Genomic DNA, 25,153 nt, shown 5'->3' with positions numbered 1-25,153 from the left:
CAAACCAACCGCAGCCGGGCAAGCTCGGCGCTACGACACCGCATCGCCAAAACGCTCGGTGCGGATCGCGCTGTCGTTGATGCCCAGTTGTCGCAGCAGCGGTACCATCGCTTCGACGAAGCGGTTGCTGCCGCAGAGGTAGCAAATGAGCTGATCTTTTGCCACCGCCATGGCCTCGATCGCGCCGGCCAGCAAGGCAAGGTCGATATGCCCGGCCTGCTGGTGAGGTTCGCTGACCACGGTTTCCCGTGACAGTGCCAGTTGATAACGGAATTGCGGGTTGGCCTGGGCCCAGGTCTGCAGCGATGGGGCCAGCACGACCTCGCTGCGCAGACGACTTGCAGCGACCAGGGTCATCGCGGTGTTGCCGTGTTGGGCGTGGTGATGCGCTGCGATAGACAGCAGCGGCACTACTCCGGATCCGCCACCGATCAGCAGGGCCGGAGTCGGATGTTGCGCATCCCAGACAAAATGACCACCAATTGGACCCAGCAATTCAACTTCATCGCCGACTTCGGCAATGTCATGCAGCCAGCCGGACACTTCGCCATCGGTGATCCGCTCCACCCCCAGCTCGATCACGTCATCGTCGCCAGGTGGCGATAGTAGCGAGTAACTGCGTTGTGCCTGATAACCGTCGTCGGCGGTCAGGCGAATGTCGACGTGTTGGCCGGCTCGGGCCTGCCGTGGCTGCTGCAACTGCAGCCTCACCCGCAGGATGTTGCCGGTCAGCGGCTGCAGCTGCAGGATGCGCGCCGATTGCCAGCGGTCGGTCTGGCCGGCCGACACCGCCATGGCTCACAGCACCTGCTGGATGTTGAACTCGCGGCCGTTGAAGCAGAACTTCTCGCCAGCACGCTTGCCGACCATCGCCTTGACCAGCGGTGCTTCGCAGGAGATGCCAAGCATGGATTCGCCATCGACCTCGAAGCGCGGGGTCGGCACCGCCACCACCAGCCAGCGGTCGTTGAGCTTGACCAGCGCACCGCGGTCGACACTGTCGGTGGCGGCAAAGTCGATGCTTTCCAGGAGTTGCAGGTGCTGTTCGTGTGCGTGCACCTGGCCGATGATCTGCTGCGCCAGGTTGGCGCTGATCACCGACTGCGCACGCCCGTCCGCATCGTGGGGCATGCTGCGATCAATCATCGCGCCGCTGACCAGCTTTTCGGTTTCGCTCTCTGCTTCATCAATGGAAAGCTGTTCCAGTTCAAGCATGCGGGCGCGGATCTGGTGCTTGTCGAAAGTCTTCATGTATTACCTTGTTGGATGATGGGGAATGGAAATCAGGGGCCGCCGTAGCGCTGTTCCTCGAACGGATCACCACGCAGGTGGTAACCGCGCAGCTCCCAGAAACCGGCGGTTTCGATCTGCACGAACTGCAGCTTGTTGAGCCATTTGGCGGACTTCCAGAAATACAGGTGCGGGACCAGCAGGCGCGCCGGGCCACCGTGTTCGGCGGTCAGCGGTTGGTCGTCGTAATGTGTGGCCACCATCGCCTTGCCGGTCTGCAGATCGGCCAGCCGCACGTTGGTGCTGTAATCATCGAAGCAATGCGCCAGCAGATGCTTGCTGGGAGCTTCAATGCCGGCGGCAGACAGCAGGTCCTCGATCAGTACGCCCTGCCAGACCGTGTCGAACTTGGACCAGGTGGTGACGCAATGGATATCCACCGTCTGGCGGGTCTGCGGCAAGGCATTGAACTGCTGCCAGTCCCAGCTGGCGAGCAGGCGCGGACCATGTTTGAGTTCCAGCTTCCAGTGGTTGAGATCGACGACCGGCGTCGGCCCGGCGCTGAGCACGGGAAATCCGCTGACCAATGACTGGCCGGGTGGCAATCGCTCCCGTTGCTCTTTGTTACGCCCCCGTCCACTGAATCCACGCGTCGCCATGCGGCCTCCCTGTATGCGTTTTCTGCAGCACGCGGCGCAGGCGCCGAGGCTGTCAGCCCGGGTCAGGATACCGCAGCGCGGTTTTGTTTCCGGACAATCGAGTTAATAAAGAGTTGTCTCACAATCAAGCGGACATCAGACGAACATCGCTTCGATGCCGTCTTGAAAGGGCAGACGCGCTGCAGCAGGCATTCAATGCCCGGGCTGCAACTGCATGCGGTAAACCGGCTCGCCTGGAAGGAATGGCGTGGCACGTCCATGGACCCAGTCGTCGTGGCCGGCGCCCCAGAATGGCGACAATGGATGCCCGCTTTGTCCGCCCGGCATATGGATGATGCCGTCGGCTTCATGGCCGGGCGAAACCACCATGCGTTCTGACGCCCCGAATGCCGGGCCCTGCACCCGCGGCATGTCGGTGTCGCCCGCCAGTGGCTCGGCCGGCATGCACAGATACCGGTGCAGGACGTCCGGCAGCGCACGCGCCAACGGATGACAGATGTTGGCGGTATTGCGTTCGCCCCAGCTGCGTTGCGCGAGCGGCCCGGCCGCAACCAGCTCATCGCCGACCTCGCGGGCCGCGCTTTCCAGCAGCTCATCCCAGTCGGCGTAATCCGGTGACAGCAGATGCAGCGGCCGCTGCTGCAGCAACGGCCAGGCAATCGCTTCCAGTTGCGGCAGCCTGGGCATGATCAGTTCATCGCCCAATGCACGTCGCGCCGGCCCGACAAGGCCGGCTTCGATGCGCTGGTGGACCGCCAGCCGCCAGCCGCGCACGATGCGGTAGCTGACCGAATCGGTACTGGCGCGCCCGTCCCAGTGGCCGGCTGCCGCGGCCAGTTGCTTGATGGCCGGCCCGGCACCCGGCGCCTTTGCCGAAGCATTCAACAGCGCCCACCAGCGCTGCAGGAAAACTGCCCGGTCATCGAGTTGCAGCGCCAGCATTTTCTGTTCGTCGAACTGGTCCTGGCGAAACAGGCCATCGCGAATCTGCGCGGCGCGCGCACCCAGTGCGTAGCCGGCATCGCCGATCCGTGCCAGCGTCTGGCCATCGACGGTGCGCGCATTGGCGGTCCAGATACGGTGATTGGCATCAGCGCTGAACCACGGCGAACTGTCACTGCGGATCGGCCAGGGCGGACACGACGGCTGGCTGGTCGATGCATCGGCGTAGCGTGGCATGTCCTGGATGTGGTCAGCGCCCGCGCAACCGGGGGCGCGCTGTGGCAGCGGACCGAGGATGCGCCAGCCGATGCTGCCGCTGGCGTCTCCCAGCACCAGGTTCTGCGCGGGCGTGGCGGTACCATCGGCGATCTCGATGGCCTGCGTCAGGTCGGCGACGCGGTCGAACCTGCCCAGCTCCAGATTCAGCGATCCGGGCAACTGCGCGACCCAGCGCAACGCCAACGCGTCGCCGTTGCCGGCATGCGCGGTAATCGGCCCGAAGCGGGTGTCTTCCACCACCAGCGTCTGCGCCGGCGCGTCCTTTATCCGGAGGATTTCGCGGTGACGCCGCACCGGCTCGCAGGTGTCCGCCGGCTGCCCGTCGGGACATGGGCGCACCCGGTAGAAGTCGGCGGTATCGGCGTAGGCGTTGGTGAAACCCCAGGCGATGTGACCATTGCTGCCGACGATGATCGCAGGCAGGCCGGGCAGGCTGAAACCGGATACATCGACCTTGCCGCCCGGTGCCAGCGGATCAGGGAAACGCAGGCGCACGCGGAACCAGATATTGGGCGCGCGCAGGCCCAGGTGCATGTCATCGGCAATGATCGCGCGGCCGTCAGCGGTCAGCGCCCCGCCGACTGCCCAGTTGTTGCTGCCCGGCGCGGCATCGGTCGCGGGTATCCCGGCATGGCCGTCGGCCGTGGGCAACCTGCGCAGGTCCACCTGCGTGGCATCGGGAAGCACGGCATTGCCGATGGCCGGGCCGAGCAATGGAGCATCCCATTCGCTGCCCGCCTGGCTGAGCAGGGCGTACAACGCTGGCGGCAGGTTTTCGCGCAGCTGCTGCAGGGCCAGCTCGCGCTGGTTGGAGGCGTCCTGTAGATCGAAGTACATCGCATAGCCGGCCAATGCCGAATCGATCCGCTGCCATGGCCGCGGTGCCTGTCGCAGCAGCAGATAGGGCCAAGGCCGCACCCGCAGGCCGGCCAGTCCCTGGTTGACGCCGTCGGTGTACGCCTGCAGCTGCGGTGCCTGCTGGCCCATGAAGGCATCCAGATGGCCGCTCAGCCGGGCACGCAGCCTGTGCACGCGGTGGCTGCGATCAAGATCCAGCGCCGCCGGACCGAAAAGTTCGGACAGCTCGCCGGCCGCGGTCCGCCGCATCAGGTCCATTTCGAAGTAGCGTTCCTGTGCGTGTACATAGCCCAGGGCCCGCATCGCGTCGTCGCGACTGGCGGCATCGATAGTGACCACGCCCAGCGCATCGCGTTGCACGCTGACGCCCGCATCCAGGCCGGTCAGCGCATGCTCGCCTTGCAGCTGCGGCAGGCTGCCACGCAGCAGCCAGGTCGCGGTGAGCAACAACACCGCCAGCAACAACAGCGATCCCAGAATGATGCGTTTGAGCCACTTCAGCATGGATGTTCCCGGAGAGTCCCCTTGGCCGATTATTCCATGCGGACATGACCGAAGGGGCTTCCTAGGACACCGTCAGGCGCCGGATCTGGACCGCAACTGATACTGATTCCGATTTCATCGGCGATACGCCGGATCGTGCATCATGCGTCCATCCCCAACGAGTATCCGCCATGAAAGGCCACCCCGAAGTCATCGATTGCCTGAAGCAACTGCTGCGTGGCGAGCTGGCGGCCCGCGACCAGTACTTCATCCATTCCCGTCGCTACGAGGATCTGGGCCTGCATGCCCTGTACGAGCGCATCAATCACGAGATGCAGGAAGAAACCGAACACGCCGACGCCATCCTGCGTCGCCTGCTGTTCCTGGAAGCCGATCCTGAGATGACGCCGACCGCGTTCACACAGGGACGTAGCGTCGAGGAGATGCTGGCCCGGGATCTGGAAGTCGAATACGAAGTGCGCGCCAATCTGGCTGCCGGCATGAAGCTGTGCGAAAGCCACCAGGATTACGTCAGTCGCGACATCCTGCTGGCACAGCTGAAAGACACCGAAGAAGATCACGCCTGGTGGCTGGAACAGCAGCTGTCGCTGATCAAGCGCATCGGCATCGAGCGCTACCAGCTGTCAAAGATGAAAGGCGAGGGCGTATCGGCCGATTGACCCGCCTGCATCGCCGGATCCAGCAAAGGGCCCGTCGGGCCCTTTGTTTTTCCAGCGTCAGCCAGCCGCCCGCGGCCCATCCCGGCGGCCGCAGGTGGAAACAGCAGCCACGCCTGCGGTGGCAAAGCGCGCTATCGTGCAGGCTGGTCATTCAGCGGTGAGCGGACTATGGAAGCGGAGTTCTGGCTGCAACGTTGGCAGCAAGGGAAGACTGGGTTTCACCAGGACAGGGTGATGCCATTGCTGCAGCGCCATTGGCCAGCCCTACGGATGCCGGACGGCAGTCGCGTGCTGGTACCGCTGGCCGGCAAATCGCTGGACATGATATGGCTGGCCGCGTGCGGCCACCAGGTGCTGGGCGTGGAACTTTCGGCGTTGGCGGTGGCGCAGTTCTTTGCCGAGAACGATCTTGTTCCTCGCATCAGCCGGTCCCGTTACGGCGTGCACCACCACGCAGGCAATATCGAACTGATCTGCGGCGACGTGTTTGATCTGGACATGCAGATGCTGGCGGATTGCCGTGGTGTCTATGATCGCGCGGCATTGATTGCTTTGCCCGAGGACCTGCGTCAGCGTTACGTGCGACACGTCTACGGACAGTTGCCACGGGATTGCCGCGGACTGCTGATTACTCTGGAATATCCGCAGCATGAAAAGTCCGGGCCGCCGTTCTCGGTGACAGCGGATGCGGTTGACCAACTGTTCCAGCCACAATGGCGTGTCGAGCGGCAGGAGCATCAGGACATTCTGTCCAGAGAACCTGCTTTCATTGCCGATGGCGTTACCGACCTGTCCACCACGCTGTATCGGCTGGATCATCTCCAGGATCCCGTCGCCGTTCCATCGGCAGGCTAACGCCGCTGTTCGAGCGGGCGAAGCGCTGGAAGGCAACGATCAGCAATCGATCTTCAAGGCATGCCTCAGGTAGTTTCCGGTCCGGCCTGGGTGGTTTCCAGGTCCTGCCTGTCGCCGAAGAACAGGGAGGTGATCAACTGGTTGTCGATGGCTTCGCCGCTGAGGGTCCTCACCAGCAATTCGCTGCCGAGCAACTGTAGCGAAAACACCATGTCCGGCTGGACCCGCTTGATCTTCTGCAGGTGCTGGCTGGCATTGACCACGGACACCGTCTTGGTATCCGGGCCAATGACCTCCTTGGCGGCCAGGATGATGAAGGCGTTCTCGGCGTCGTCATCACGCAGGGCCATGACGTACTTGGCCTTGTTGGCGCCGGCCTGCAGCAACGTCTCGGTGTTGGTGGGGTCGCCGATGATCACGTCGGTTTCCGCGGGATAGCGGTGGTCAACCCCATGCGGAACAATACAGGTGACTGTCTCGCCCCGTTCCTTGAGCCCGCGGAAGACGCTGACAGCCAGCGGAGTGGCGCCAACGATGATGAAATGGTTCTTGTGCATCACGTGAGAAATCCTGCCGGTAATGATCTGTTTGAGATTGCCCCCGATCATCGGGCCGATGATTGCGCTGGCCGAGGTTGCGAACACGGTAATGCCCATGATGATGATCGAGGCAGTGAACAGCCTTGCCGAATCACTCACCGGAGTGATGTCGCCGTAGCCGACCGTGGACATGCTGACAATCGAAAAATAGAAAGCGGTGGACAAGTCGGTAATCGGCTGGGAGAACTCCTGGCCCAGGAACAACGCACCAAACACCGAGTACAGCAGCAGTGAAACAAGGCTGATGACCGCAAACAGAGTGCTTGCGGCCAGGCTGGCCCGGTCGAAGACCCGCCAGTAGTACACCAGCGCCAACAGCAGCGGTATCGAGGAAACGAAGGGAAGCAGGGTCTGGTGCGGTTCCACCAGGCTCAGAAAGGCCATCGAAGCCAGCAGCAGCAGCGAGAATGCCCAGGCAATTCTTGCGCGCAGCAGCAGTCCGACGGCAATCAGCATCATCCCGCTGCCGATGATCACCCGTGGCAGCTTCAGCAAGCCCAGATCGGTGAAAATCTGGCCCCAGCTGTGGCTGGACTGCATCATCTCCGGAAGCATCCGCCACAGCTGCGGCAGGACCGGAGACAGGAAGAAATAACCACTGACGGCGACCAGCGCCGCCAGGCTCCATGCGGGCTTGAACAGCGATAGAACTTTGTTTTTCAGCTTTCTGATATGGGGCATGGTGGCAATGATGGGTGCCGCGTTGGCCGCGCCTTCCGGCCAAGGTACGACTAATGGCTGGGTAATGCACACGCAAGCAATCCGTTGAAGCCCTTACCTGAGCTTGAAGACGGCTTGGTGTACAGCGAAGTCGAGGTCCAGCATCTTGCATGCACCGCAGCAGGATAGCTACGTTAACCAGGTGACAAATACCTGATTCGGCGTTGTTGGGTGCCGCCGCCGTGCACACAGCGTGCGGCATCGAGGCGCGCCGCGGTGAATAGACGCTCCGGTATCGACGAACGCGTCGCCACGCGCCCGGATAGTGAAAAACCTGATGCGGGGATAGCGTTGCTTACTCCACGTCCAAGCCGCGCCCCGGCCAACAGGACGTGGCGACATCGACGAACGCGTCGCCACGCGCCCGGATAGTGAAAAACCTGATGCGGGGATAGCGTTGCTTACTTTACGTCCAGGCCGCGCCCCGGCCAACAGGACGTGGCGATATCGATGAACGCGTCGCCACGCGTCCGGATAATGAAAAGCCTGGTGCAACGAGCGGTGCTTACTCCACGTCCAGGCCGCGCCCCGGCTAACAGGACGTGGCGACATTGACGAACGCGTCGCCACGCGCCCGGATAATGAAAAGCCTGGTGCAACGATCGGTGTTTACTCCACGTCCAGACCGTCGACTTTCTGCCACCCTCGCGGCAATAAGCCACCGCGCGAGGCTCGCGCGCCCAGATAGGTGTCCAGATCCTTGAACGACAGCGACATCGTCCGCTGGCCGCTGCGCACCAGCAGGGTTGAACCGGGCGCCACCGCCGCCACCGCGACCACCCGTTCGGTGCCCAGCTTGGCCTTGGGAATCTCGATGATCTTGTTGCCCTTGCCTTTGTCCAGTTCCGGCAGCTCGCTGATCGCGAACGCCAGCAGGTGGCCGGCGCTGGTGACGGCGACGATGCGATCGGTTTCCAGATTGGCGACCGCGGCCGGCTGCAGCACCTTGGCATTGGTGGTCAGGTTGAGCATCGCCTTGCCGGCTTTCTGGCGCCCGGTGAGGTTCTCGAAGCGGGTGACGAAGCCATAGCCATGCGAGGACGCCAGCACGAAGCGGTCATCGTTGCCGCCGCTGGCCAGGGCCTGGAAGCCGGCGCCAGCGGCTGGCGAGAAGCGGCCGGTCAGCGGCTCGCCGTTGCCGCGGGCCGAAGGCAGGGTGTGTACGGCAGTGGAATAGCTGCGGCCATTGGAATCGATGAAGGCGACCTGCTGGGTGCTGCGGCTGCGAACCGCGGCCAGCAATCCATCGCCCTCGCGGTAGGACAGGCTGGACGCATCGACATCATGACCCTTGGCCGCGCGTACCCAGCCTTTCTCCGACACCACCACGGTCATCGGCTCGCTGGACAGCAGTTCGGTTTCATCCAGCGCCTGGGCGGCTTCGCGTTGCACCAGCGGCGACATCCGTGCGTCGCCAAATTTCTTGGCGTCGGCGATCAACTCGTCCTTGATCAGCTTCTTCAGCTTGGCTTTCGAACCGAGGGTGCTGATCAGGCGGTCGCGTTCGGCATCCAGTTCATCCTGTTCGCCGCGGATCTTCATTTCTTCCAGCCGTGCCAGCTGGCGCAGCTTGGTGTCGAGGATGTAGTCGGTCTGGTCCTCGCTGAGCTTGAAGCGGGCCATCAGCACCGGCTTGGGCTCGTCTTCGCTGCGGATGATGCGGATCACTTCGTCCAGGTTGAGGAACGCGACCAGCAGGCCTTCCAACAGGTGCAGGCGACGTTCGACCTTGTCCAGGCGATGCTTGAGCCTGCGCACCACGGTGTCGTGGCGGAAGGTCAGCCATTCGTCGAGCAGGACTTTCAGGTTCTTGACCTGCGGTCGCCCGTCCAGGCCGATGATGTTCATGTTGACCCGGTAGCTCTTTTCCAGGTCGGTGGTGGCGAACAAATGGCCCATCAGCTGCTCGGCGTCGACCCGGTTGGAGCGCGGGATCAACACCACCCGCACCGGATTGCGGTGGTCGGACTCGTCGCGGATGTCTTCCAGCCACGGCAGCTTCTTGGCCCGCATCTGCGCGGCGATCTGTTCGATGACCTTGGATGGCGAGACCTGGTAGGGCAGCGCATGGATGACGATGTTGGCGGCTTCGCGAACGAAGGTGGCGCGGGCGCGGACGCTGCCGTGGCCGGTTTCGTAGATGGCGCGCAGGTCATCGGCCGGGGTGATGATCTCGGCCTGGCTGGGGTAGTCCGGACCGCGCACGTGCTCGCACAGGTCGGCTACCGTGCAGTCGGGATCGTCGAGCAGGCGGATGCAGGCGCTGACCACTTCATTGAGATTGTGCGGCGGAACGTCGGTGGCCATGCCGACCGCGATGCCGGTGGTGCCGTTGAGCAGCAGGTGCGGCAGCCGTGCCGGCATCCAGGTCGGCTCCTGCAGGGTGCCATCGAAATTGGCGGTCCAGTCGACCGTGCCGTGGCCGAGTTCGCCGAGCAGGACCTCGGCAATCGGGGTCAACTTGGACTCGGTGTAGCGCATCGCCGCGAACGACTTGGGGTCGTCGGTGGAACCGAAGTTGCCCTGGCCTTCGATCAGCGGATAGCGATAGGAAAACGGCTGCGCCATCAGCACCAGCGCCTCGTAGCACGCGCTGTCGCCATGCGGATGGAATTTACCGATGACGTCGCCGACGGTACGCGCCGATTTCTTCGGCTTGGCGCTGGCGTTCAGGCCCAGCTCGCTCATCGAATAGATGATGCGCCGTTGCACCGGCTTGAGCCCGTCGCCGATGAAGGGCAGTGCGCGGTCCAGCACCACGTACATCGAGTAGTCCAGGTAGGCGCGTTCGGCGTACTCGCGCAGCGGAATCTGTTCGAAGCCGTGGAAGGTGCCGCGTACGGTGTCGGGGGTATCGCTCATCAGGGCAGTCATTCGCTGGTAAAAACCTGACCGTAATTCTACCCGCGCCGGTCTCGGCGCATGCGACAGGCAACAAAAAACCCCGCCAGAGCGGGGTTTGATGTCATCTTTCGAAGGCCCGAAGACCGTCGCATTTTCAAGATGGTGCCCAGAAGAGGACTCGAACCTCCACGAAGTTGCCCCCGCTAGCACCTGAAGCTAGTGCGTCTACCAATTCCGCCACCTGGGCAGGTGAGGCGCGCATTTTGGGGGGGCGAAAAAAAAATGTCAAACACTTTTGCTCACGCGTTGTGGATTCAGTCGGGGTGTACCATGCCGGCATGACAAAAAAAACCAAGAAAAGCGCCAGCAAGTCCGCCACCGCCAAGCCGCGCAAGAGCGCGTCCGGCAAGGGCGCCGCCGCCAAATCCGGTGGCAAGCCGCCCGCCAGGGGCGCCAAGCCGGCGGGCAAGTCGGCGCGGCCGCCGTGGATGCCGGAAGTATTGCCGCCGTTGCCCGGTCGCGGCGGCAAGCCGGCGCCCCCACGCAAGCCGGCCGGTGAGTTCCGCGACCCGCATGCCAACCGCGAGGCGGCGCGCTATGAGAATCCGATTGCCAGCCGCGAGGCCATCCTCGAGCTGCTGGAGTCCTGCGATGGTCCGCAGACCGCGGAAGAACTGGCCGGCGCGCTGCAGCTGGTCGCCGAGGATCGTTTCGAGGCGCTGAGCAAGCGGCTGTCGGCGATGCTGCGTGACGGCCAGCTGGTGCAGAACCGCCGCGGTGCGTATGCGCCGTCGCAACAGATGAACCTGGTCCCCGGCGTGGTGATCGCCAACCCGGACGGCTTCGGCTTCCTGCGCCCGGAGGCCGGCGGCGACGACCTGTTCCTGCCGCCCTATGAAATGCGCAAGGTCATGCACGGCGACCGGGTGCTGGCCAACTTGAATGGCGTCGACAACCGCGGCCGCGGCGAAGGCCGCATCGTGCGGGTGCTGGAACGGCGCCTCAACCGCCTGATCGGCCGCTTCGGCTTCGAGGGTGGCATTGCCTACGTCGAGCCCGACGACAAGCGGATCCAGCGCAACATCCAGATACCGCCGGACGCCACCATGGGCGCGCGCGACGGCCAACTGGTGGTCTGCGAGCTGACCCAGGCACCGGACTCGCGGCGCCCGCCGATTGGCCGCATCCTGACCGTGCTGGGTGACAAGCTGACCCCGTCGCTGGTGGTGGAAGCGGCCATCCATGGCCACGACCTGCCGCATGAGTTCCCGCCGGAAGTGCTGGGCGAGGCGACCGCGGTGCCGTTGCAGGTGGACGAGTCGATGTTCGGCGACCGCGTCGACCTGCGCAGCATGCCGCTGGTGACCATCGACGGTGAGGACGCCAAGGACTTCGATGACGCGGTCTATTGCGAAACCAATGCGGAAGGTTTCCGGCTGGTGGTGGCGATTGCCGATGTCTCGCATTACGTGCGTCCGGGCACGCCACTGGACGACGAAGCGCAGAAGCGCGCGACCTCGGTGTACTTTCCCGGTTTCGTGGTGCCGATGCTGCCGGAGACATTGTCCAACGGCATCTGTTCGCTCAATCCCAGGGTCAACCGCATGTGCTTTGTCTGCGACATGCAGGTGGACCGCGATGGCCAGGTGACCCGCTCGCGTTTCTACGAGGCGGTGATGAACTCGCACGCGCGGCTGACCTATACCCAGGTCTGGAATGCGGTCGGGCTGGAAGGCGAGGAGCGAGTGACCCTGGGTGAGCAGCAACCGCAGGTCGAACGCCTGCACCAGCTGTACCAGGTGCTGGCCAAGGCGCGGGCCAAGCGCGGTGCCATCGAGTTCGAATCCTCGGAAGTGCGCTTCGTGCTCGACAACACCGGCGAAGTGACCCAGGCCGGCATGCTGCAGCGGAACGACGCCCACAAGCTGATCGAGGAATGCATGATCGCCGCCAATGTCGAGGCGGCGCGCTATCTGCTGGCACGGCATATCCCGGCCCCGTACCGCGTGCACGACAAGCCGCCGGAATCCAAGTACGCCGACCTGCTGGAATTCCTCAAGGAATTCAAGCTCAGCATGCCGGCCTGGAGCAAGGTGCAGCCGAAGGATTTCACCCAGTTGCTGAAGAAGGTGCGCGACCGGGTCGACGCCACGCTGCTGGAATCGGTATTGCTGCGCAGCCAGTCAATGGCCGTGTATTCACCGGATAATGCCGGCCACTTCGGCCTGGCACTGGAGGCGTACGCGCACTTCACCTCGCCGATCCGGCGCTATCCCGACCTGCTGGTGCACCGGGCGATCAAGTACGGGCTCAGTGGCGGCAAGCTGGAGAACTTCCAGTACACGCCGCACCAGATGACCGCGCTGGCGCTGCAATGCTCCGAACGCGAGCGTCGTGCCGACGAGGCCGAGCGCGAGGTCGACGATCGCTATCGCGCGGCGTGGATGGAAAAACACGTCGGTGGCCAGTTCGACGGCGTCATCAGCGGGGTCACCAGCTTTGGCCTGTTCGTCGAGCTGAACGAATCCAAGGTCAACGGCCTGGTCCATGTGACCCAGCTGCCGAATGACTACTATCATTTCGACCCCATCCGCAAAACCCTGTCCGGCGAACGCCGCGGGCGCGAGTTCCGGCTGGGCGATCCGGTCCGGGTGATCGTGATGAAGGCGAGCCTGGAAGAGCGCAAGATCGACTTCAAGCTGGTGGAGGATGCGCAGGAGACGGCCGCTGCGCCGCCGCCGCGTGGACAGCCGGCCAAGCGCAAGAAGCAGAAATACTGATCCCTCCCTGCGGGAGTGGTCCGCCGCGCCCCGGCCGCCTGTCGGCGGGGCACGGGTGGGCACGCTGCCGCATCCAACAATGAAGTGCCCATGAGCAAGCAGAACCAGTGGATTGTCGGCGTCAACGCCGTGGCCTCGGCGATCGAGAACGATGCCGACAACGTGCGCGAGGTGCTGGTCGAAGGCGGCAGCAAGAACACCCGCCTGACCGAAATCGAGGAGAACGCCCGCCGCAAGGGTATCGAGGTGCGCCGGGTCAATGGCCAGGCGCTGGATGGTGTCGGCGGTTCGGTCCGCCACCAGGGCGTGGCCGCGCGCTATGCCGCTGCCCGTACCTGGGACGAGAGCGAACTGCAGGGGCTGGTCGAAGCCGCCGAAGGCAAGGCGCTGGTACTGGTGCTCGACGGTGTCCAGGATCCGCACAACCTGGGCGCCTGCCTGCGCAGCGCCGCTGCCGCCGGGGTGACCGCGGTGATCATTCCGAAGGACAAGTCGGTTGGCATCAATGCCACCGTGCGCAAGACGTCGGCCGGCGCCGCCGACCGCATCCCGGTGGTCGCGGTGACCAATCTGGCCCGTTGCCTGAAAGACCTGCAGAAACTTGGGGTCTGGATCTACGGACTGGCCGGCGAAGCCGACGCCAGCCTGTACGCCACCGACCTGCGCGGCAACATCGCGCTGGTGCTGGGCGGCGAAGGTGACGGCATGCGCCGTCTGACCCGCGAACATTGCGATGGCCTGGTCAAAATTCCGATGCCCGGCGATATCGAAAGCCTGAACGTGTCGGTCGCCACCGGCGTGACCCTGTTCGAAGCGGTCCGCCAGCGCCGCTAATGCGCTAACAGGGATCTTGTATGAGCACTGGATGCCGCCGGATATTCTCCTGGGCCCGTCACGTCCTGGGTCCGCTCCTTCTACTGTCCTGTTCGTTGCCGGCCACGGCACGCGATGACACGCGCCTGCGTGCTCGTGACCTCGGTGTCGCGCCCGGTATCTTCGCGCCCGGCAAGCACAACGCCATTACCGACGTGGCCGACGTGCGCGTCGGCCAGGTGACTCTGAAGGAAGGGGATACCGTGCGTACCGGTGTTACCGCGATCTTTCCGCACTCCGGCAATGCCTACCGGTCACGTGTACCCGCGGCGGTGCATGTGGGCAATGGATTCGGCAAGTTCATTGGCAGCACGCAGGTCAATGAGCTGGGCGAGTTGGAGACGCCCATCCTGCTGACCTGCACGCTCTGCGTGTGGAAGGCGGCCGATGCAATGGCCGCCTGGATGCTGGACCAGCCAGACATGCATCAGGTGCGCTCGCTCAACGTGGTGGTTGGCGAAACCAACGACGGTGGACTCAATGACATCCGCGCACGTCCGGTCACCGCCGCTGCGGTACGCACTGCGCTGGAATCCGCTGCCAGCGGTGCCGTGCAGGAAGGAAGCGTGGGTGCTGGCACCGGCACGGTGGCTTTTGGCTGGAAGGGTGGCATCGGTACCTCCTCACGGGTACTGCCTGCGTCACTGGGCGGCTGGACGGTCGGTGTCCTGGTGCAGAGCAATTTTGGTGGCGTGTTGCAGGTGTCCGGAGCACCCGTCGGGCGTGAACTGGAGCGCTATGCCTTCCAGAATGCTGTTGCCTTGCAGGGCAATGGCCAGCCAGGCGCGGCTGATGATCGCGGCGATGGTTCCATCATCATCATCATCGCCACCGATGCGCCTCTCGGTGACCGTAACCTGCGCCGCTTGGCATCACGCGGCATGATGGGGCTGGGTCGCACCGGCAGCTCCGCATCCAACGGCAGCGGCGACTATGTGCTGGCTTTTTCCACTGCAGCATCCGTGCGGCGTGCTTTCGATGCCACCCGCCTGGAGACCTCGGAACTGGCGAACGAACAGATGAGTGGCGTTTTCCAGGCCAGCGTGGAGGCGGTGGAAGAAGCGATCTACAACTCGATTTTCATGGCGACCACGGTCAGCGGTAACGGCAAGACCGTCGAGGCGATCCCGCTCGACCGCGTACGCGAGGTCCTGCAGCGCTACGGCATCGCACCGCCGAAGCACTGATTGGCTGTCATTGCCGCAGTGTGGCCGGTCGCAAACTGGACGCGCTGTCTGTCGAGCGGCAAAGCCGCCGATTGCTTGAATGTCAGTGACGCAGGTGCAGGTAGACCTGTGGCCGTGCATGGCTGGTCCACGCCGCGGGCAGCGGTCGTTGCGGGTCGCAGGCGCGCAGGTTCAGCGCCGACAGCGGCACGCCAGTGGCCAGCGCGAACAACACCACGTTGCCGAATACCTCGTGATGGCCCGGCTCGAACAGGCGACCGGCCTGGTGCTGGTAGCGCAGCCAGCGACCACCGATTGACCAGTCGGTCCAGTCGATTGCCGAATGCGCCGGGCGCTGGCAGGCCTGGGCATCGGCGATTACCACCAGATGGGCGGAATGACCGTCATGCGCGCAGGCGGCCGACACGCGCCGGGCCAGCTCATCCAGCGCCTCGACATCGGCGACCGCACCGATATGAATGGCATGTTCGCGCCAGCGCGAACGCATCGCCGGCAGGGGCTCGGGCAGGGTGGAATCTTGCAGGGCAGGGGACAGCATCACCGGATCTCCGCGATGGCACACGGCTCAGGATGGCGCCAGCTGGTGGCAGCGCGATGATCCTTGCATGACACGGCGATGACAGCGACGCCGGATCGCCGGCGCGGGCAATCAGCCGGCCGGCCGCGGCCAGGCGTTGACAATCTTGCAGAACAGCCGCGCGGTCTGCTCGGTGTCGTAGACCGCCGAATGCGCGTCTTCGGCATTCCATTCCATGCCGGCGGCCTGGACCGCACGGGCCAGCACGGTCTGGCCGTAGGCGACACCGGCCAGGCTGACCGTGTCGAACACGCTGAAGGGATGGAACGGATTGCGCTTGTGGCCGGTCCGGGCCACCGCGGCATTGAGGAAATTGAGGTCGAAATGGGCGTTGTGGCCGACCAGGATCGCGCGCTGGCAGCCGTGTTTCTTGAGCGCGGCGCGGACCGGTGCGAACACATGATCCAGTGCGTCGCGCTCGGCCTTGGCGAAGCGGAACGGATGATCGAGGACGATGCCGGTGATTTCCAGCGACTTGGGGTCGATTTCGGTGCCCGGCGCGGGAATCAGGTGGGCGCTGGCGGTGTCGCCCAGGATTAGCTCGCCGGCCTCGTCCAGATCAATCGGCACCACCGCGATTTCCAGCAGCGCATGGCGGTTCCAGTCGAAGCCGCCGGTTTCCACGTCCACCACCACCGGCAGGTAGCCGCGGAAACGGCGGGCCATCGGGGTGATCGTGGGGAGTTGGGCGGCATCGGTCATGGCGGAAGGTTAGCAGAGCGGCCCGGGGGAGCCCGGCAGGACCTGCCGGATCAACGGCTTGCGCGCTTGCTCAGGAGCATCGGCACCGCGGTGTGCGCGCTTCAGGCGCTGCTCCGGTCGTCAGTGCCCAGCAAGGTGCCTTGCTGGCGCAGTTGTTCGAGCATGGCGCCGCCATCGCGGACGAAGCTGGCCAGATCCTCGCTGGCAGCCTCCGTAGCCAGTTGCTCGAGTAGCTCGCGACCGCTGCGCTGGTCTTCGCCCAGCAGCTCCAGCAACCGGTACACCAGTGCTGATATGGCGGCGAAATGGATGCGGTAATCGGCGTCGCGCCGCACCAGCAGCAGCGTCGGCGCGGCAGGCGCCTGCGTGGGCTGGAAGTCCGGACCAATCTGCTGCACCGGCCAGCGGTAGGCCAGCGCCCAGGCCGTCGGTGACAACAGTGGCGTGCCGGCAAGCAAATCGCCATCGGGGTCATGTGCCGGTGTCGGCTCATCGGAAATCTGCAGCGCCAGCTCTACCCACTCGTAATGCGCCAGTTCGGCCAGCCATTCCGGGTCCGGTGCCGGCTGCTGTTCGCCGCGTTGCTGCAGGAACTGGATGAACTCGCGACCGATTTCGGTGAACAGTGGCGTGTGGCAGCGGTAATCGGCATAGAACGCACGCACCAACTGCTGCCAGCCGGCCTCGCCCAGGGTCTTGCGGATGACCGGAAAGTTGCCGGCCAGCAATGCTTCGATATTGTTGAAAAACAGGCTGCGGTAAATCGCCAGCCGGCGATCTTCCAGTCCCGCCGGCGCTGCATGGCGGGCCGGGTCGCGCAGGTGGCTGGCCAGTTGCAGCTGCTGCTGGCGCAACTGCTCAGGCGCGTGCGGCATGACTCACCTGCTGGCCGGCGTGGTTGGCCTGTGATGCATCGGCTTGCAGCTGACGGATGCGCTGTACTTCCACCAGCAGCTCGGCCAACGGCGGGAAATTGAAATCGCGCTCCAGCAGCGTCGGCTGCACGCCGTGTTGTGCGTAGGCTGCCTGCAGCAACGACCAGACATCGTCCTTGACCGCGGCGCCATGGGTATCGACCTTCAGATCCCCGGCCTCGTCGTAGTGGCCGGCGATGTGGTACGAAACGATGCGCGATGACGGCATCCGTTGCAGGAACTGGTGCGCGTCATAGCCGTGGTTGATGGCATTGACGTAGATGTTGTTGACGTCCAGCAGCAGGTCGCAGTCGGCCTCCTGCAGTACCGCGTTGACGAAATCGACTTCGTCCATGGCCTGGAACGGCGCGGCGTAATAGGAAACGTTCTCCACCGCGATGCGCCGGCCGAGAATGTCCTGGACCTGGCCGATGCGGGCGGCGACGTGGCCGACGGCTTCTTCGGTGAACGGGATCGGCATCAGGTCGTACAGATGACCGTCGTCGGTGCAGTAACTCAGGTGCTCGCTGTAAAGTGCGACCTGGTGCTGATCGAGGAAGCGCCGGGTGCGGACCAGGAAGGTTTCATCCAGTGGTTCCACTCCGCCCAGCGACAGTGACAGACCGTGGCAGGTCAGGGGGTGGCGCGCTGACAGTCGTGCCAGCGCGTCCCCGTAGCGTCCGCCCACGCCGATCCAGTTGTCCGGTGCGCATTCAAGGAAATCGAATGCGCCCTCCGGGGCCTGCAACAATGCGTCCATCAGGCCGCGTCGCAGACCCAGGCCGGCGCTGTATCGGGTGGGACGTTCGCTCATGCGTGTACTCCGTCCGAGTCGGCCCGCTTACAGGCTGCCGCCGCACTTGCCTTCGCCGCACACGCCTTCCTTGCCGGCCTTGTCGGCGGCGTCAGCATGTTCGGCCTTCTTGTCGGCGCCGCATTTGCCTTCACCGCACTTGCCTTCGCCAGCCTTCTTGTCGGCGCCACACTTGCCTTCACCGCACTTGCCTTCGGCACCGGCTTTCTTGTCGGCGCCGCAGCTGCCCTCGGCCTTCTTGTCAGCACCGCAGCTGCCTTCGGCTTTCTTGTCGGCGGCGGCATGGTCCTGGCCACTGGCGGCCAGCAGGTAGCCCTGCTGCAGCGGCTGCATGGCAAATGCCGAACCGGCCAGGGCGAGACCGCCCGCCAGGACGGCGCCTGCGGCGATGGTGACGGGCTTCTTGTTGGACTTCGACATGGGTATTACTCCTTCAATGTGTGCATTGATGCACGGGTGGTTGCCGGTCAAACGGCAAGTTCAAACGATGATGTTCAGTCCAGCAGGTATTCGCGGGCCAATGCGCGGGCGCGATGCAAGCGCGACTTGGTGGCCTCGCGGGTCACCCCGAGCTGGTCGGCAATCTCCTGGATGGTCATGCCCTGCAGGTCGCGCAGCAGGATGATCTGTCGATAGTGGCTTGGTAGCGAAGATAGCGCACAAGCCACATCCATGCCGATCTCGACCGGTTCGAACTGAACCGGCGGCAGGATATCGTCGGTAATAACGTCGCCGCTGAGGGTACGCAGGCCGCGTTTGAGCCGGTTGCACTCACGTTTGACGATGCGGAACATCCACGAGGCGAAGGCCTCGACCGCACGCAGGCTGCCGATATGCCGCGAGGCCTGCAGCAGGCTTTCCTGCAGGGCGTCCTCGGCGTCATTGACCACGCAGTGATATTCGGCGTACCGGCGCAGGTTCTGGCGCGAATCGCTGAGCACGCGTTGCAATGCAACAACGTCCCCGTCACGGGCTGCAAGAATGTCCTGCGCGTCGGCGATGCTCATTGGCCTGTCTCCCTGGGCGACGAATCCCTGCCAGCCACAATGGACCGACAGGCGTTCAATTTCGCTTAAAGAGCAGGTCGCCGGGGCAACGGGGTCGGACCGCCGCCGCGCCGGGTCAGAAATCGTTCAGCTGATTGCCGCGGGGAGCTTACAGCGGCAGCGCGCTGCTGGTGCTGTCACGTTTGTCGCGGGGCGGTAGCGGCTGTTCGCCGTGAACCAGGAACCAAACGTTCTCGGCGATGTTGGTGGCGTGGTCGCCAATCCGCTCCAGGTTCTTGGCCATGAACAGCAGATGGGTGCACGGGGTGATGTTGCGCGGGTCTTCCATCATGTAGGTCAGCAGTTCGCGGAACAGGGCGGTGTACTGCTCGTCCAGCTCGGCATCGTTCTCGCGGACCTTCAGCGCCAGCACCGCATCGTTGTCGCGGTAGGCGATGATGACCTCGCGCAGCTGCCGCACCGCCAGCTTGCCCAGTGCCCGCAGGCCGGTGATGTGCGGCATCGGCGGCGACAGGTTGAGGGCGATCGAGCGCTTGGCGACGTTGGCGGCATAGTCGCCAATGCGCTCGATGTCCGACGGAATCCGCAGTGCGGCCAGGATCTCACGCAGGTCACGCGCCATCGGCCCGCGCAGGGCCAGCTGCATCACGTCGTGGCTGAGGCTGTTCTCGAGCGCGTCGATGGCCTCGTCATTGGCGATGATGCGTTCGGCGGCACGGTCGTCGCGGCGCTCGACCACGTCCAGCGCGGCCTCCAGCTGGGCGATGGCCATGTCGCACATGCGAACGATCTCGCCGGACAGATGGCGTTGCTCTTCGTCGTAGCTTTTCACGATGTGCTCATGGGTGTTCATGGGTGGTCTCTGCGGATGATCAATGCGTTCTTTGACTATGCTGCTCGCCGGCGCGGCAATGCCGGCTTCGGCACGGCTGGATCAGCCGAACCGACCGGTGATGTAGTCCTCGGTCTGCTGCTTGCCGGGGTTGGAGAAAATGGTGCTGGTCGCATCGTGTTCGATCAGTTCGCCCAGGTACATGAAGGCGGTGTAGTCGGACACGCGCGCGGCCTGCTGCATGTTGTGGGTGACGATGGCGATGGTGTAATGGTCCTTCAGTTCCTCAATCAGCTGCTCGATCTTGCTGGTCGAAATCGGATCCAGTGCCGAGGTCGGCTCATCCAGCAACAGCACGTCAGGCCGCAGCGCGATAGCGCGGGCGATGCACAGGCGCTGCTGCTGGCCACCGGACAAACCCAGCGCGCTCTTCTTCAGCTTGTCCTTGGCTTCGTCCCACAACGCCGCCTGGCGCAGGGCCTGTTCGACGCGCTCGTCCATGTCGGCCTTGCCGAGGCGTTCGTGGTGGCGGATGCCGTAGGCCACGTTTTCGTAGATGGTCATCGGAAATGGAACAGGCTTCTGGAACACCATGCCGACCTTGCTGCGCAGGCTGTTCATCGGATAGCGCGGGTCCAGGATGTTGTTGCCATCCAGCAGGATCTGACCACTGGCCACCTGCTTGGGGTACAGCGAATAGATGCGGTTGAAGATGCGCAGCAGGGTCGACTTGCCGCAGCCCGACGGTCCGATCAGCGCGGTCACGCGCTTCTCCGGGATATCCAGGTTGATGTTCTTCAACGCATGGAAATCACCGTAGTGGAAGTTCAGCTCGCGGGCGGCGAGTTTGACTTCGGCGGGCGCGCGCGTGTCCGCGCCACGATCGTTCATTGCCACGTTGATGCGGGCCACGTCATTCATGATTCACCTTGTTTCGCAAAAGGACGGTGCGTGCGATCAGGCTCAGCAGCAGCACCATGACAGTCACCAGCAACGCACCGGCCCAGGCCAGCGAGTTCCAGGAATCGTAGGGACTCATCGCGTACTGGAAGATCACCATCGGCAGGTTGGCCATCGACTGGTTGAGGTCGGTGCTCCAGAACTGGTTGTTGAACGCGGTGAACAGCAGCGGTGCGGTTTCACCGCTGATCCGCGCCAGCGCCAGCAGCACGCCGGTGACCACGCCCGGCAGCGCCGAGCGCATCAGGATCTGGGTGGTGACCTTCCACTGCGGCACGCCCAGCGACAATGCCGCCTCGCGCATCTGCTGCGGTACCAGCCGCAGCATCTCGTCGGTGGTGCGGACGATGACCGGCAGGGCGATGAAGGCCAGTGCCACCGCACCGGCCCAGGCCGAATAGTGGCCCATCTGCGCCACCATCACCGTGTAGATGAAAAGTCCGAGCACGATGGACGGTGCCGACAGCAGAATGTCGTTGACGAAGCGGATGGTCTCGCCCAGCCAGTGCTTGTTGGCGTACTCGGCCAGATAAGTGCCCGCGGCGATGCCGATCGGCGTGCCCATGACGATCGCCAGCAGGCTGATCACAGCGCTGCCGAAGATGGCGTTGAGCAGGCCACCGCGTTCATTCGGTGGCGGGGTCATCATGGTGAACAGATCGGCATTCAGGCTGCCCATGCCCTTGCTGATCGTCGTCCACAGGATCCAGACCAGCCACAGCAGGCCGAATATCGCCGCGGCCACCGACAAGGTCAGTGCGATCGCGTTCTTGATCCGGCGCCAGGTGTACAGCGGTGCGGTGCCAGCCATCAGTTGCCCTCGCGCTTGGCCAGTTGACGCAGCATCAGGCGGGCGGCGGCCAGCACGATGAAGGTCAGGACGAACAGGGTGAAGCCGAGCAGCAGCAGCGAACCACGATGCAGCGGGTCGGTGGCTTCGGCGAACTCGTTGGCGATGGTGGCGGCAATCGAGGTGCCCGGTTCCAGCAGCGCGGCCTTGATCGCATAGGCGTTGCCGATGACGAAGGTCACCGCCATGGTTTCACCCAGGGCACGGCCGAGGCCGAGGAACACGCCGCCAATCACCGCCGAGCGGGTGTACGGCAGGACGATGTCCCAGACCACTTCCCACTTGGTGGAGCCCAGCGCGTAGGCCGACTCCTTCAGTCGTCCGGGGACGGTCAGGAATACCTCGCGCATCACCGAGGAGACGAACGGGATGACCATGATCGCCAGTACCAGTCCGGCGGTCAGCATGCCGATGCCGAGCGGCGGGCCGGACAGCAGCGCACCGACCAGCGGGATGTCGGCAAAGGTGTCGTTGATCCACGGATACACATGCTCGCTGAGCTGCGGTGCCAGCACGAACAGACCCCACATGCCGTAGATGATCGACGGAATGCCGGCCAGCAGTTCAATCGACATGCCGACCGGTCCACGCAGCCAGGGCGGCGCGACCTCGGTCAGGAACACCGCAATGCCGAAACTCACCGGCACCGCGATCAACATGGCGATGGTGGCGCTGACCAGGGTGCCGTAGATCGGCACCAGCGCGCCGAACTCCAGCGTGCTGACGTTCCACTCGGTGCTGGTGAAGAAGCCCAGGCCGAAGGTCTGCAGGGCTTCGCGGCCGCCCCACAACATCGATACCGCCGCGGCAATCAGCGACAGCAGCACGAACAGCCCGGCGCCGGTCAGCAACCAGCGGAACATCCGGTCCGCGCGCGCGTCGCGCTGGCTGCGCGGATCGACCAGCGATGCGGGAATGACAACGGTATTCATCGGCTTAGGGCTTCCGGATCATGCTGGCGGTAACTCGGAGGACGCCCGCGTCAGCGCGGGCGTCCGTTGCGGTCAATGCGGCAATCAGCGTTTGATCTCGCTGGCCCAGTAGGCTTCGATCTGGGTCACCAGTTCAGGCGGCAGCGGCACGTAGTCCAGTTCCTTGGCCTGCGCCTGGCCCTGCTCGTAGGCCCACTTGAAGAAGTCCAGGGTGTTCTGCGCCTTGGCCGCGTCCTTGGGCTGCTTGTAGACCAGGATGAAATTGGTGGCGGTGATCGGCCAGGCCTGGTCACCCGGTGCGTTGGTGATGACCAGATCGAAGTCCTTGGCGCTGGCCCAGTCGGCGCTGGCGGCGGCGGCGGCGAACGCCTCGGCGGTCGGCTTGACGAAATTGCCGGCGGCATTCTGCATCGAGGCGTAGCTCATGTGGTTCTGTTCGGCGTAGGCCAGCTCGACGTAACCGATGGAGTTCTTCAGCTGGCGCACGTAGGCGGCGACGCCTTCATTGCCCTTGCCACCGACGCCACCGACCCAGTTCACCGAAGTGCCTTCGCCAATCTTTTCCTTCCACTCCGGGCTGACCTTGGACAGGTAGTTGACGAAGTTGAAGGTCGTGCCCGAGCCATCGGAGCGGTGCACGGTGTGGATTTCATCATCCGGCAGGGTCACACCGGCGTTGAGCGCGGCAATCGCCGGGTCGTTCCATTTCTTGATCTTGCCGAGGAAGATGTCCGCCAGCAGCGCGCCGTTGAGCTTGAGCTGGCCCGGCTCCAGGCCCTCGACGTTGATGACCGGGACCACGCCGCCAATCACCGACGGGAACTGGCCCAGGCCGGCCTGGGCCAGTTCTTCGGGTGCCAGCGGCTTGTCGGAGGAACCGAAATCGACAGTGGCGGCCTTGATCTGGGCAATGCCGCCGCCGGAGCCGATCGACTGGTAGTTGATCTTGGCCCCGGTGCTGGCGTTGTAGTCGCCGGACCAGCGGGTCATCAGCGGGTAGATGAACGAGGCGCCGGCGCCGGTGATCTGCACATCCTGGCGGCTGCCACTTTCCGCACTGGCGGCAGCCGGCTGGTTGCCGGTGGCGGCCGCCGGTGCGTCGCTGGAGGGTTTGCAGGCGGCCACGAACAACGCGGCGGACAGGGCGAGGGCGGCGATACGGACCGGCTGGGACACACGCATGGAAAGCTCCAGGGAAGATGGATTCTTGGTCCGGCTATGAAATGATGTTTTTGTTACACGGTGATGACAGTGGCGACCTGCAATTGTCATAAAACAAAAAAAATACGGGCCCGAGGGCCCGTATCCGGAGTGCAGGGTGGGCCGGATGGCCTGCGCGGGGGAGGGCGCACAGGCCATCTTGGTCACTTCAGCTGGCTGCTCCAGTAGCTTTCGATGCTCTGCACCAACGAGTCTGGCAGGGGCACGTAGTCCAGTGCCTTGGCCTGCTCGTCACCGTTGGCGTAAACCCATTTGAAGAACTCGCGCGCCTGCTTGGCGCTGGTGGGGTTCTTCGGCGCTTTGCTGACCAGGATGAAGTTGGTGGCGGTAATCGGCCACGACTCCGCGCCCGGTGCGTTGGTCATCACCAGGTAGAAATCCTTGGCGTTGGCCCAGTCGGCGCTGGCGGCGGCGTTGGAGAAGGTCTGGTCGCTGGGCAGCACGTAGTTGCCGGCGGCGTTCTTCACCCGCGAATAGGCCATCTTGTTCTGCAGCGCGTAGGACAGTTCGACGTAGCCGATGCCACCCTTGATCTGCTTGACATAGGCGGCCACGCCCTCGTTGCCCTTGCCGCCGATGCCGACCGGCCACTGCACGCTGGTGCCTTCGCCAACGCTGCTCTTCCACTCGCCGCTGACCTTGGACAGGTAGTTGACGAAGTTGAAGGTGGTACCGGAACCATCCGAACGGTGGACCACGGTGATCTTCATGTCAGGCAGGGTCACCCCGCCGTTGCTGGCGGCGATGGCCGGGTCGTTCCACTTCTTGATCTTGCCGAGGAAGATGTTGGCCAGGGTTTCACCATCCAGCTTCAGCGCGCCGGAAGCCACGCCCGGGACGTTGATCACCGGCACCACGCCGCCGATCACCGACGGGAACTGGGCCAGGTTGAACTTGGCCAGCTCGTCCGGCTTGAGCGGTGCGTCGGAAGAGCCGAAGTCGACCGTGCCGGCCTTGATCTGGGCGATACCGCCGCCGGAGCCGATCGACTGGTAGTTGACCTTCTTGCCGGTGGCCTTGGCGTAATCGGCCGACCACTTGGTCATGACCGGGTAGACGAACGACGCACCGGCGCCGGTGACGTCGGCGGCAAAGGCGTTGACCGACAGGGCCACGCCCAGGGCCAGGACGGCCAGGCGCGGAACGGATTTGAACAGGCGGTTCTGGTGCGTGCTGTTCTGGGGCATGCGATGTTGGGACACGTGAGTCTCCGTGAAGTCTGGGTGGCAGCGGGATGGATGGGAAAGCAGCCGGACGGCGCCATGCGGTCATTGCAGGACACGTTGATGACCCTGCGATGTCAGTACGGTTACAGCGTCGCGACAGCCGGCGCATGCGCCGGGTGCAGTGATGCG

Annotated in this window: 23 protein-coding genes and 1 tRNA gene; 5 read left to right on the top strand and 19 right to left on the bottom strand. The window is 64.2% G+C overall.

Annotated elements, in window-relative coordinates; all coding sequences use genetic code 11:
* Window positions 1-30: 30 nt before the first annotated feature.
* The 4 genes from ABB29_RS11340 to ABB29_RS11325 form a co-directional block, all read right to left on the bottom strand.
* A complete protein-coding gene (locus ABB29_RS11340) occupies window positions 31-795 on the bottom strand; it encodes an FAD-binding oxidoreductase (RefSeq protein WP_057659066.1) in 765 nt (254 codons plus the stop codon).
* Between the two features lie 3 nt (window positions 796-798).
* Window positions 799-1,251 carry a hypothetical protein gene (locus ABB29_RS11335; RefSeq protein ID WP_057659064.1) on the bottom strand — a complete coding sequence of 151 codons (453 nt, stop codon included), beginning with the start codon at window positions 1,249-1,251 and terminating at the stop codon, window positions 799-801.
* 32 nt (window positions 1,252-1,283) lie between these two features.
* Window positions 1,284-1,889 (bottom strand): sulfite oxidase-like oxidoreductase, encoded by a 606-nt coding sequence (locus tag ABB29_RS11330; RefSeq protein WP_057659063.1) that lies wholly within the window; start codon window positions 1,887-1,889, stop codon window positions 1,284-1,286.
* Between the two features lie 192 nt (window positions 1,890-2,081).
* Window positions 2,082-4,472: a penicillin acylase family protein gene (locus ABB29_RS11325; RefSeq protein ID WP_057659061.1), complete on the bottom strand. Its 2,391-nt coding sequence runs from the start codon at window positions 4,470-4,472 to the stop codon at window positions 2,082-2,084.
* Window positions 4,473-4,642: 170 nt separating this feature from the next.
* Between ABB29_RS11325 and bfr the strand changes: the two genes are divergently transcribed.
* Together bfr and ABB29_RS11315 are read left to right on the top strand one after the other, a co-directional pair.
* Window positions 4,643-5,131 carry a bacterioferritin gene (gene bfr / locus ABB29_RS11320; RefSeq protein WP_057659059.1) on the top strand — a complete coding sequence of 163 codons (489 nt, stop codon included), beginning with the start codon at window positions 4,643-4,645 and terminating at the stop codon, window positions 5,129-5,131.
* Window positions 5,132-5,299: 168 nt separating this feature from the next.
* Complete coding sequence (locus ABB29_RS11315; RefSeq protein ID WP_057659057.1) at window positions 5,300-5,986, top strand: thiopurine S-methyltransferase; 687 nt, start codon at window positions 5,300-5,302, stop codon at window positions 5,984-5,986.
* 65 nt (window positions 5,987-6,051) lie between these two features.
* Here the strand turns inward: ABB29_RS11315 and kch are convergent, their stop codons facing one another.
* From kch to ABB29_RS11300, 3 genes are all read right to left on the bottom strand, one after another.
* Window positions 6,052-7,266: a voltage-gated potassium channel protein gene (gene kch, locus ABB29_RS11310; protein ID WP_157062610.1), complete on the bottom strand. Its 1,215-nt coding sequence runs from the start codon at window positions 7,264-7,266 to the stop codon at window positions 6,052-6,054.
* A 648-nt stretch (window positions 7,267-7,914) separates the two neighbouring features.
* Window positions 7,915-10,167 carry a DNA topoisomerase IV subunit A gene (gene parC / locus ABB29_RS11305; protein WP_057659055.1) on the bottom strand — a complete coding sequence of 751 codons (2,253 nt, stop codon included), beginning with the start codon at window positions 10,165-10,167 and terminating at the stop codon, window positions 7,915-7,917.
* A gap of 142 nt (window positions 10,168-10,309) precedes the next feature.
* Window positions 10,310-10,396, bottom strand: a tRNA-Leu gene (locus tag ABB29_RS11300).
* Window positions 10,397-10,487: 91 nt separating this feature from the next.
* Here ABB29_RS11300 and rnr point away from each other — a divergent pair.
* The 3 genes from rnr (at window position 10,488) to ABB29_RS11285 (ending at window position 14,989) form a co-directional block, all read left to right on the top strand.
* Entirely contained in the window at window positions 10,488-12,929 is a 2,442-nt protein-coding gene (gene rnr / locus ABB29_RS11295) for a ribonuclease R (protein ID WP_057659472.1), read from the top strand.
* Between the two features lie 90 nt (window positions 12,930-13,019).
* Window positions 13,020-13,763 carry a 23S rRNA (guanosine(2251)-2'-O)-methyltransferase RlmB gene (gene rlmB, locus ABB29_RS11290; RefSeq protein ID WP_057659052.1) on the top strand — a complete coding sequence of 248 codons (744 nt, stop codon included), beginning with the start codon at window positions 13,020-13,022 and terminating at the stop codon, window positions 13,761-13,763.
* A 95-nt stretch (window positions 13,764-13,858) separates the two neighbouring features.
* Window positions 13,859-14,989, top strand: a complete 1,131-nt coding sequence (locus ABB29_RS11285) for a DmpA family aminopeptidase (protein WP_211260730.1) — start codon at window positions 13,859-13,861, stop codon at window positions 14,987-14,989.
* 82 nt (window positions 14,990-15,071) lie between these two features.
* Here the strand turns inward: ABB29_RS11285 and ABB29_RS11280 are convergent, their stop codons facing one another.
* The 12 genes from ABB29_RS11280 to pstS (ABB29_RS11225) form a co-directional block, all read right to left on the bottom strand.
* The gene (locus ABB29_RS11280) at window positions 15,072-15,527 is read right to left on the bottom strand and encodes a hypothetical protein (RefSeq protein ID WP_057659049.1); all 456 of its coding nucleotides are present in this window, start codon (window positions 15,525-15,527) and stop codon (window positions 15,072-15,074) included.
* A 111-nt stretch (window positions 15,528-15,638) separates the two neighbouring features.
* Entirely contained in the window at window positions 15,639-16,268 is a 630-nt protein-coding gene (rnt, locus tag ABB29_RS11275) for a ribonuclease T (RefSeq protein ID WP_057659045.1), read from the bottom strand.
* Between the two features lie 101 nt (window positions 16,269-16,369).
* Window positions 16,370-17,143 carry an HvfC family RiPP maturation protein gene (locus ABB29_RS11270; protein WP_057659044.1) on the bottom strand — a complete coding sequence of 258 codons (774 nt, stop codon included), beginning with the start codon at window positions 17,141-17,143 and terminating at the stop codon, window positions 16,370-16,372.
* Window positions 17,127-17,996: an HvfB family MNIO-type RiPP peptide maturase gene (locus ABB29_RS11265; RefSeq protein WP_057659042.1), complete on the bottom strand. Its 870-nt coding sequence runs from the start codon at window positions 17,994-17,996 to the stop codon at window positions 17,127-17,129. Before ABB29_RS11265 ends, ABB29_RS11270 begins: the two co-directional genes overlap by 17 nt.
* A gap of 27 nt (window positions 17,997-18,023) precedes the next feature.
* Window positions 18,024-18,416 (bottom strand): HvfA family oxazolone/thioamide-modified RiPP metallophore, encoded by a 393-nt coding sequence (locus tag ABB29_RS11260; protein ID WP_057659039.1) that lies wholly within the window; start codon window positions 18,414-18,416, stop codon window positions 18,024-18,026.
* 74 nt (window positions 18,417-18,490) lie between these two features.
* Window positions 18,491-19,003, bottom strand: a complete 513-nt coding sequence (locus tag ABB29_RS11255) for an RNA polymerase sigma factor (RefSeq protein ID WP_057659038.1) — start codon at window positions 19,001-19,003, stop codon at window positions 18,491-18,493.
* A 148-nt stretch (window positions 19,004-19,151) separates the two neighbouring features.
* Window positions 19,152-19,856, bottom strand: a complete 705-nt coding sequence (phoU, locus tag ABB29_RS11250) for a phosphate signaling complex protein PhoU (RefSeq protein WP_057659036.1) — start codon at window positions 19,854-19,856, stop codon at window positions 19,152-19,154.
* 81 nt (window positions 19,857-19,937) lie between these two features.
* The gene (gene pstB / locus ABB29_RS11245; protein WP_057659034.1) at window positions 19,938-20,756 is read right to left on the bottom strand and encodes a phosphate ABC transporter ATP-binding protein PstB; all 819 of its coding nucleotides are present in this window, start codon (window positions 20,754-20,756) and stop codon (window positions 19,938-19,940) included.
* A complete protein-coding gene (gene pstA, locus ABB29_RS11240) occupies window positions 20,749-21,606 on the bottom strand; it encodes a phosphate ABC transporter permease PstA (protein WP_057659033.1) in 858 nt (285 codons plus the stop codon). Before pstA ends, pstB begins: the two co-directional genes overlap by 8 nt.
* Window positions 21,606-22,577 carry a phosphate ABC transporter permease subunit PstC gene (pstC, locus tag ABB29_RS11235; RefSeq protein ID WP_057659031.1) on the bottom strand — a complete coding sequence of 324 codons (972 nt, stop codon included), beginning with the start codon at window positions 22,575-22,577 and terminating at the stop codon, window positions 21,606-21,608. The genes pstA and pstC overlap by 1 nt, the downstream gene beginning before the upstream one ends.
* Window positions 22,578-22,661: 84 nt before the next feature.
* Entirely contained in the window at window positions 22,662-23,759 is a 1,098-nt protein-coding gene (pstS, locus tag ABB29_RS11230; RefSeq protein ID WP_057659029.1) for a phosphate ABC transporter substrate-binding protein PstS, read from the bottom strand.
* A 182-nt stretch (window positions 23,760-23,941) separates the two neighbouring features.
* The gene (gene pstS / locus ABB29_RS11225) at window positions 23,942-24,985 is read right to left on the bottom strand and encodes a phosphate ABC transporter substrate-binding protein PstS (RefSeq protein WP_057659027.1); all 1,044 of its coding nucleotides are present in this window, start codon (window positions 24,983-24,985) and stop codon (window positions 23,942-23,944) included.
* Between the last annotated feature and the right edge of the window lie 168 nt (window positions 24,986-25,153).

This window comes from Pseudoxanthomonas dokdonensis (assembly GCF_001431405.1).
In the GTDB taxonomy this organism is placed as follows: Bacteria; Pseudomonadota; Gammaproteobacteria; order Xanthomonadales; family Xanthomonadaceae; genus Pseudoxanthomonas_A; species Pseudoxanthomonas_A dokdonensis.
Note: the sequence above shows the minus strand (reverse complement) of the source record. Positions and strands in the feature narration are given on the sequence as shown.

Bases quoted from the DNA above. Each gene is read 5' to 3' on its own strand.
- ABB29_RS11340 (WP_057659066.1), bottom strand. From the start codon at position 795: ATGGCGGTGTCGGCCGGCCAGACCGACCGCTGGCAATCGGCGCGCATC.
- ABB29_RS11335 (WP_057659064.1), bottom strand. From the start codon at position 1,251: ATGAAGACTTTCGACAAGCACCAGATCCGCGCCCGCATGCTTGAACTG.
- ABB29_RS11330 (WP_057659063.1), bottom strand. From the start codon at position 1,889: ATGGCGACGCGTGGATTCAGTGGACGGGGGCGTAACAAAGAGCAACGG.
- ABB29_RS11325 (WP_057659061.1), bottom strand. From the start codon at position 4,472: ATGCTGAAGTGGCTCAAACGCATCATTCTGGGATCGCTGTTGTTGCTG.
- bfr (WP_057659059.1), top strand. From the start codon at position 4,643: ATGAAAGGCCACCCCGAAGTCATCGATTGCCTGAAGCAACTGCTGCGT.
- ABB29_RS11315 (WP_057659057.1), top strand. From the start codon at position 5,300: ATGGAAGCGGAGTTCTGGCTGCAACGTTGGCAGCAAGGGAAGACTGGG.
- kch (WP_157062610.1), bottom strand. From the start codon at position 7,266: ATGCCCCATATCAGAAAGCTGAAAAACAAAGTTCTATCGCTGTTCAAG.
- parC (WP_057659055.1), bottom strand. From the start codon at position 10,167: ATGAGCGATACCCCCGACACCGTACGCGGCACCTTCCACGGCTTCGAA.
- rnr (WP_057659472.1), top strand. From the start codon at position 10,488: ATGACAAAAAAAACCAAGAAAAGCGCCAGCAAGTCCGCCACCGCCAAG.
- rlmB (WP_057659052.1), top strand. From the start codon at position 13,020: ATGAGCAAGCAGAACCAGTGGATTGTCGGCGTCAACGCCGTGGCCTCG.
- ABB29_RS11280 (WP_057659049.1), bottom strand. From the start codon at position 15,527: ATGCTGTCCCCTGCCCTGCAAGATTCCACCCTGCCCGAGCCCCTGCCG.
- rnt (WP_057659045.1), bottom strand. From the start codon at position 16,268: ATGACCGATGCCGCCCAACTCCCCACGATCACCCCGATGGCCCGCCGT.
- ABB29_RS11270 (WP_057659044.1), bottom strand. From the start codon at position 17,143: ATGCCGCACGCGCCTGAGCAGTTGCGCCAGCAGCAGCTGCAACTGGCC.
- ABB29_RS11265 (WP_057659042.1), bottom strand. From the start codon at position 17,996: ATGAGCGAACGTCCCACCCGATACAGCGCCGGCCTGGGTCTGCGACGC.
- ABB29_RS11260 (WP_057659039.1), bottom strand. From the start codon at position 18,416: ATGTCGAAGTCCAACAAGAAGCCCGTCACCATCGCCGCAGGCGCCGTC.
- ABB29_RS11255 (WP_057659038.1), bottom strand. From the start codon at position 19,003: ATGAGCATCGCCGACGCGCAGGACATTCTTGCAGCCCGTGACGGGGAC.
- phoU (WP_057659036.1), bottom strand. From the start codon at position 19,856: ATGAACACCCATGAGCACATCGTGAAAAGCTACGACGAAGAGCAACGC.
- pstB (WP_057659034.1), bottom strand. From the start codon at position 20,756: ATGAATGACGTGGCCCGCATCAACGTGGCAATGAACGATCGTGGCGCG.
- pstA (WP_057659033.1), bottom strand. From the start codon at position 21,606: ATGGCTGGCACCGCACCGCTGTACACCTGGCGCCGGATCAAGAACGCG.
- pstC (WP_057659031.1), bottom strand. From the start codon at position 22,577: ATGAATACCGTTGTCATTCCCGCATCGCTGGTCGATCCGCGCAGCCAG.
- pstS (WP_057659029.1), bottom strand. From the start codon at position 23,759: ATGCGTGTGTCCCAGCCGGTCCGTATCGCCGCCCTCGCCCTGTCCGCC.
- pstS (WP_057659027.1), bottom strand. From the start codon at position 24,985: ATGCCCCAGAACAGCACGCACCAGAACCGCCTGTTCAAATCCGTTCCG.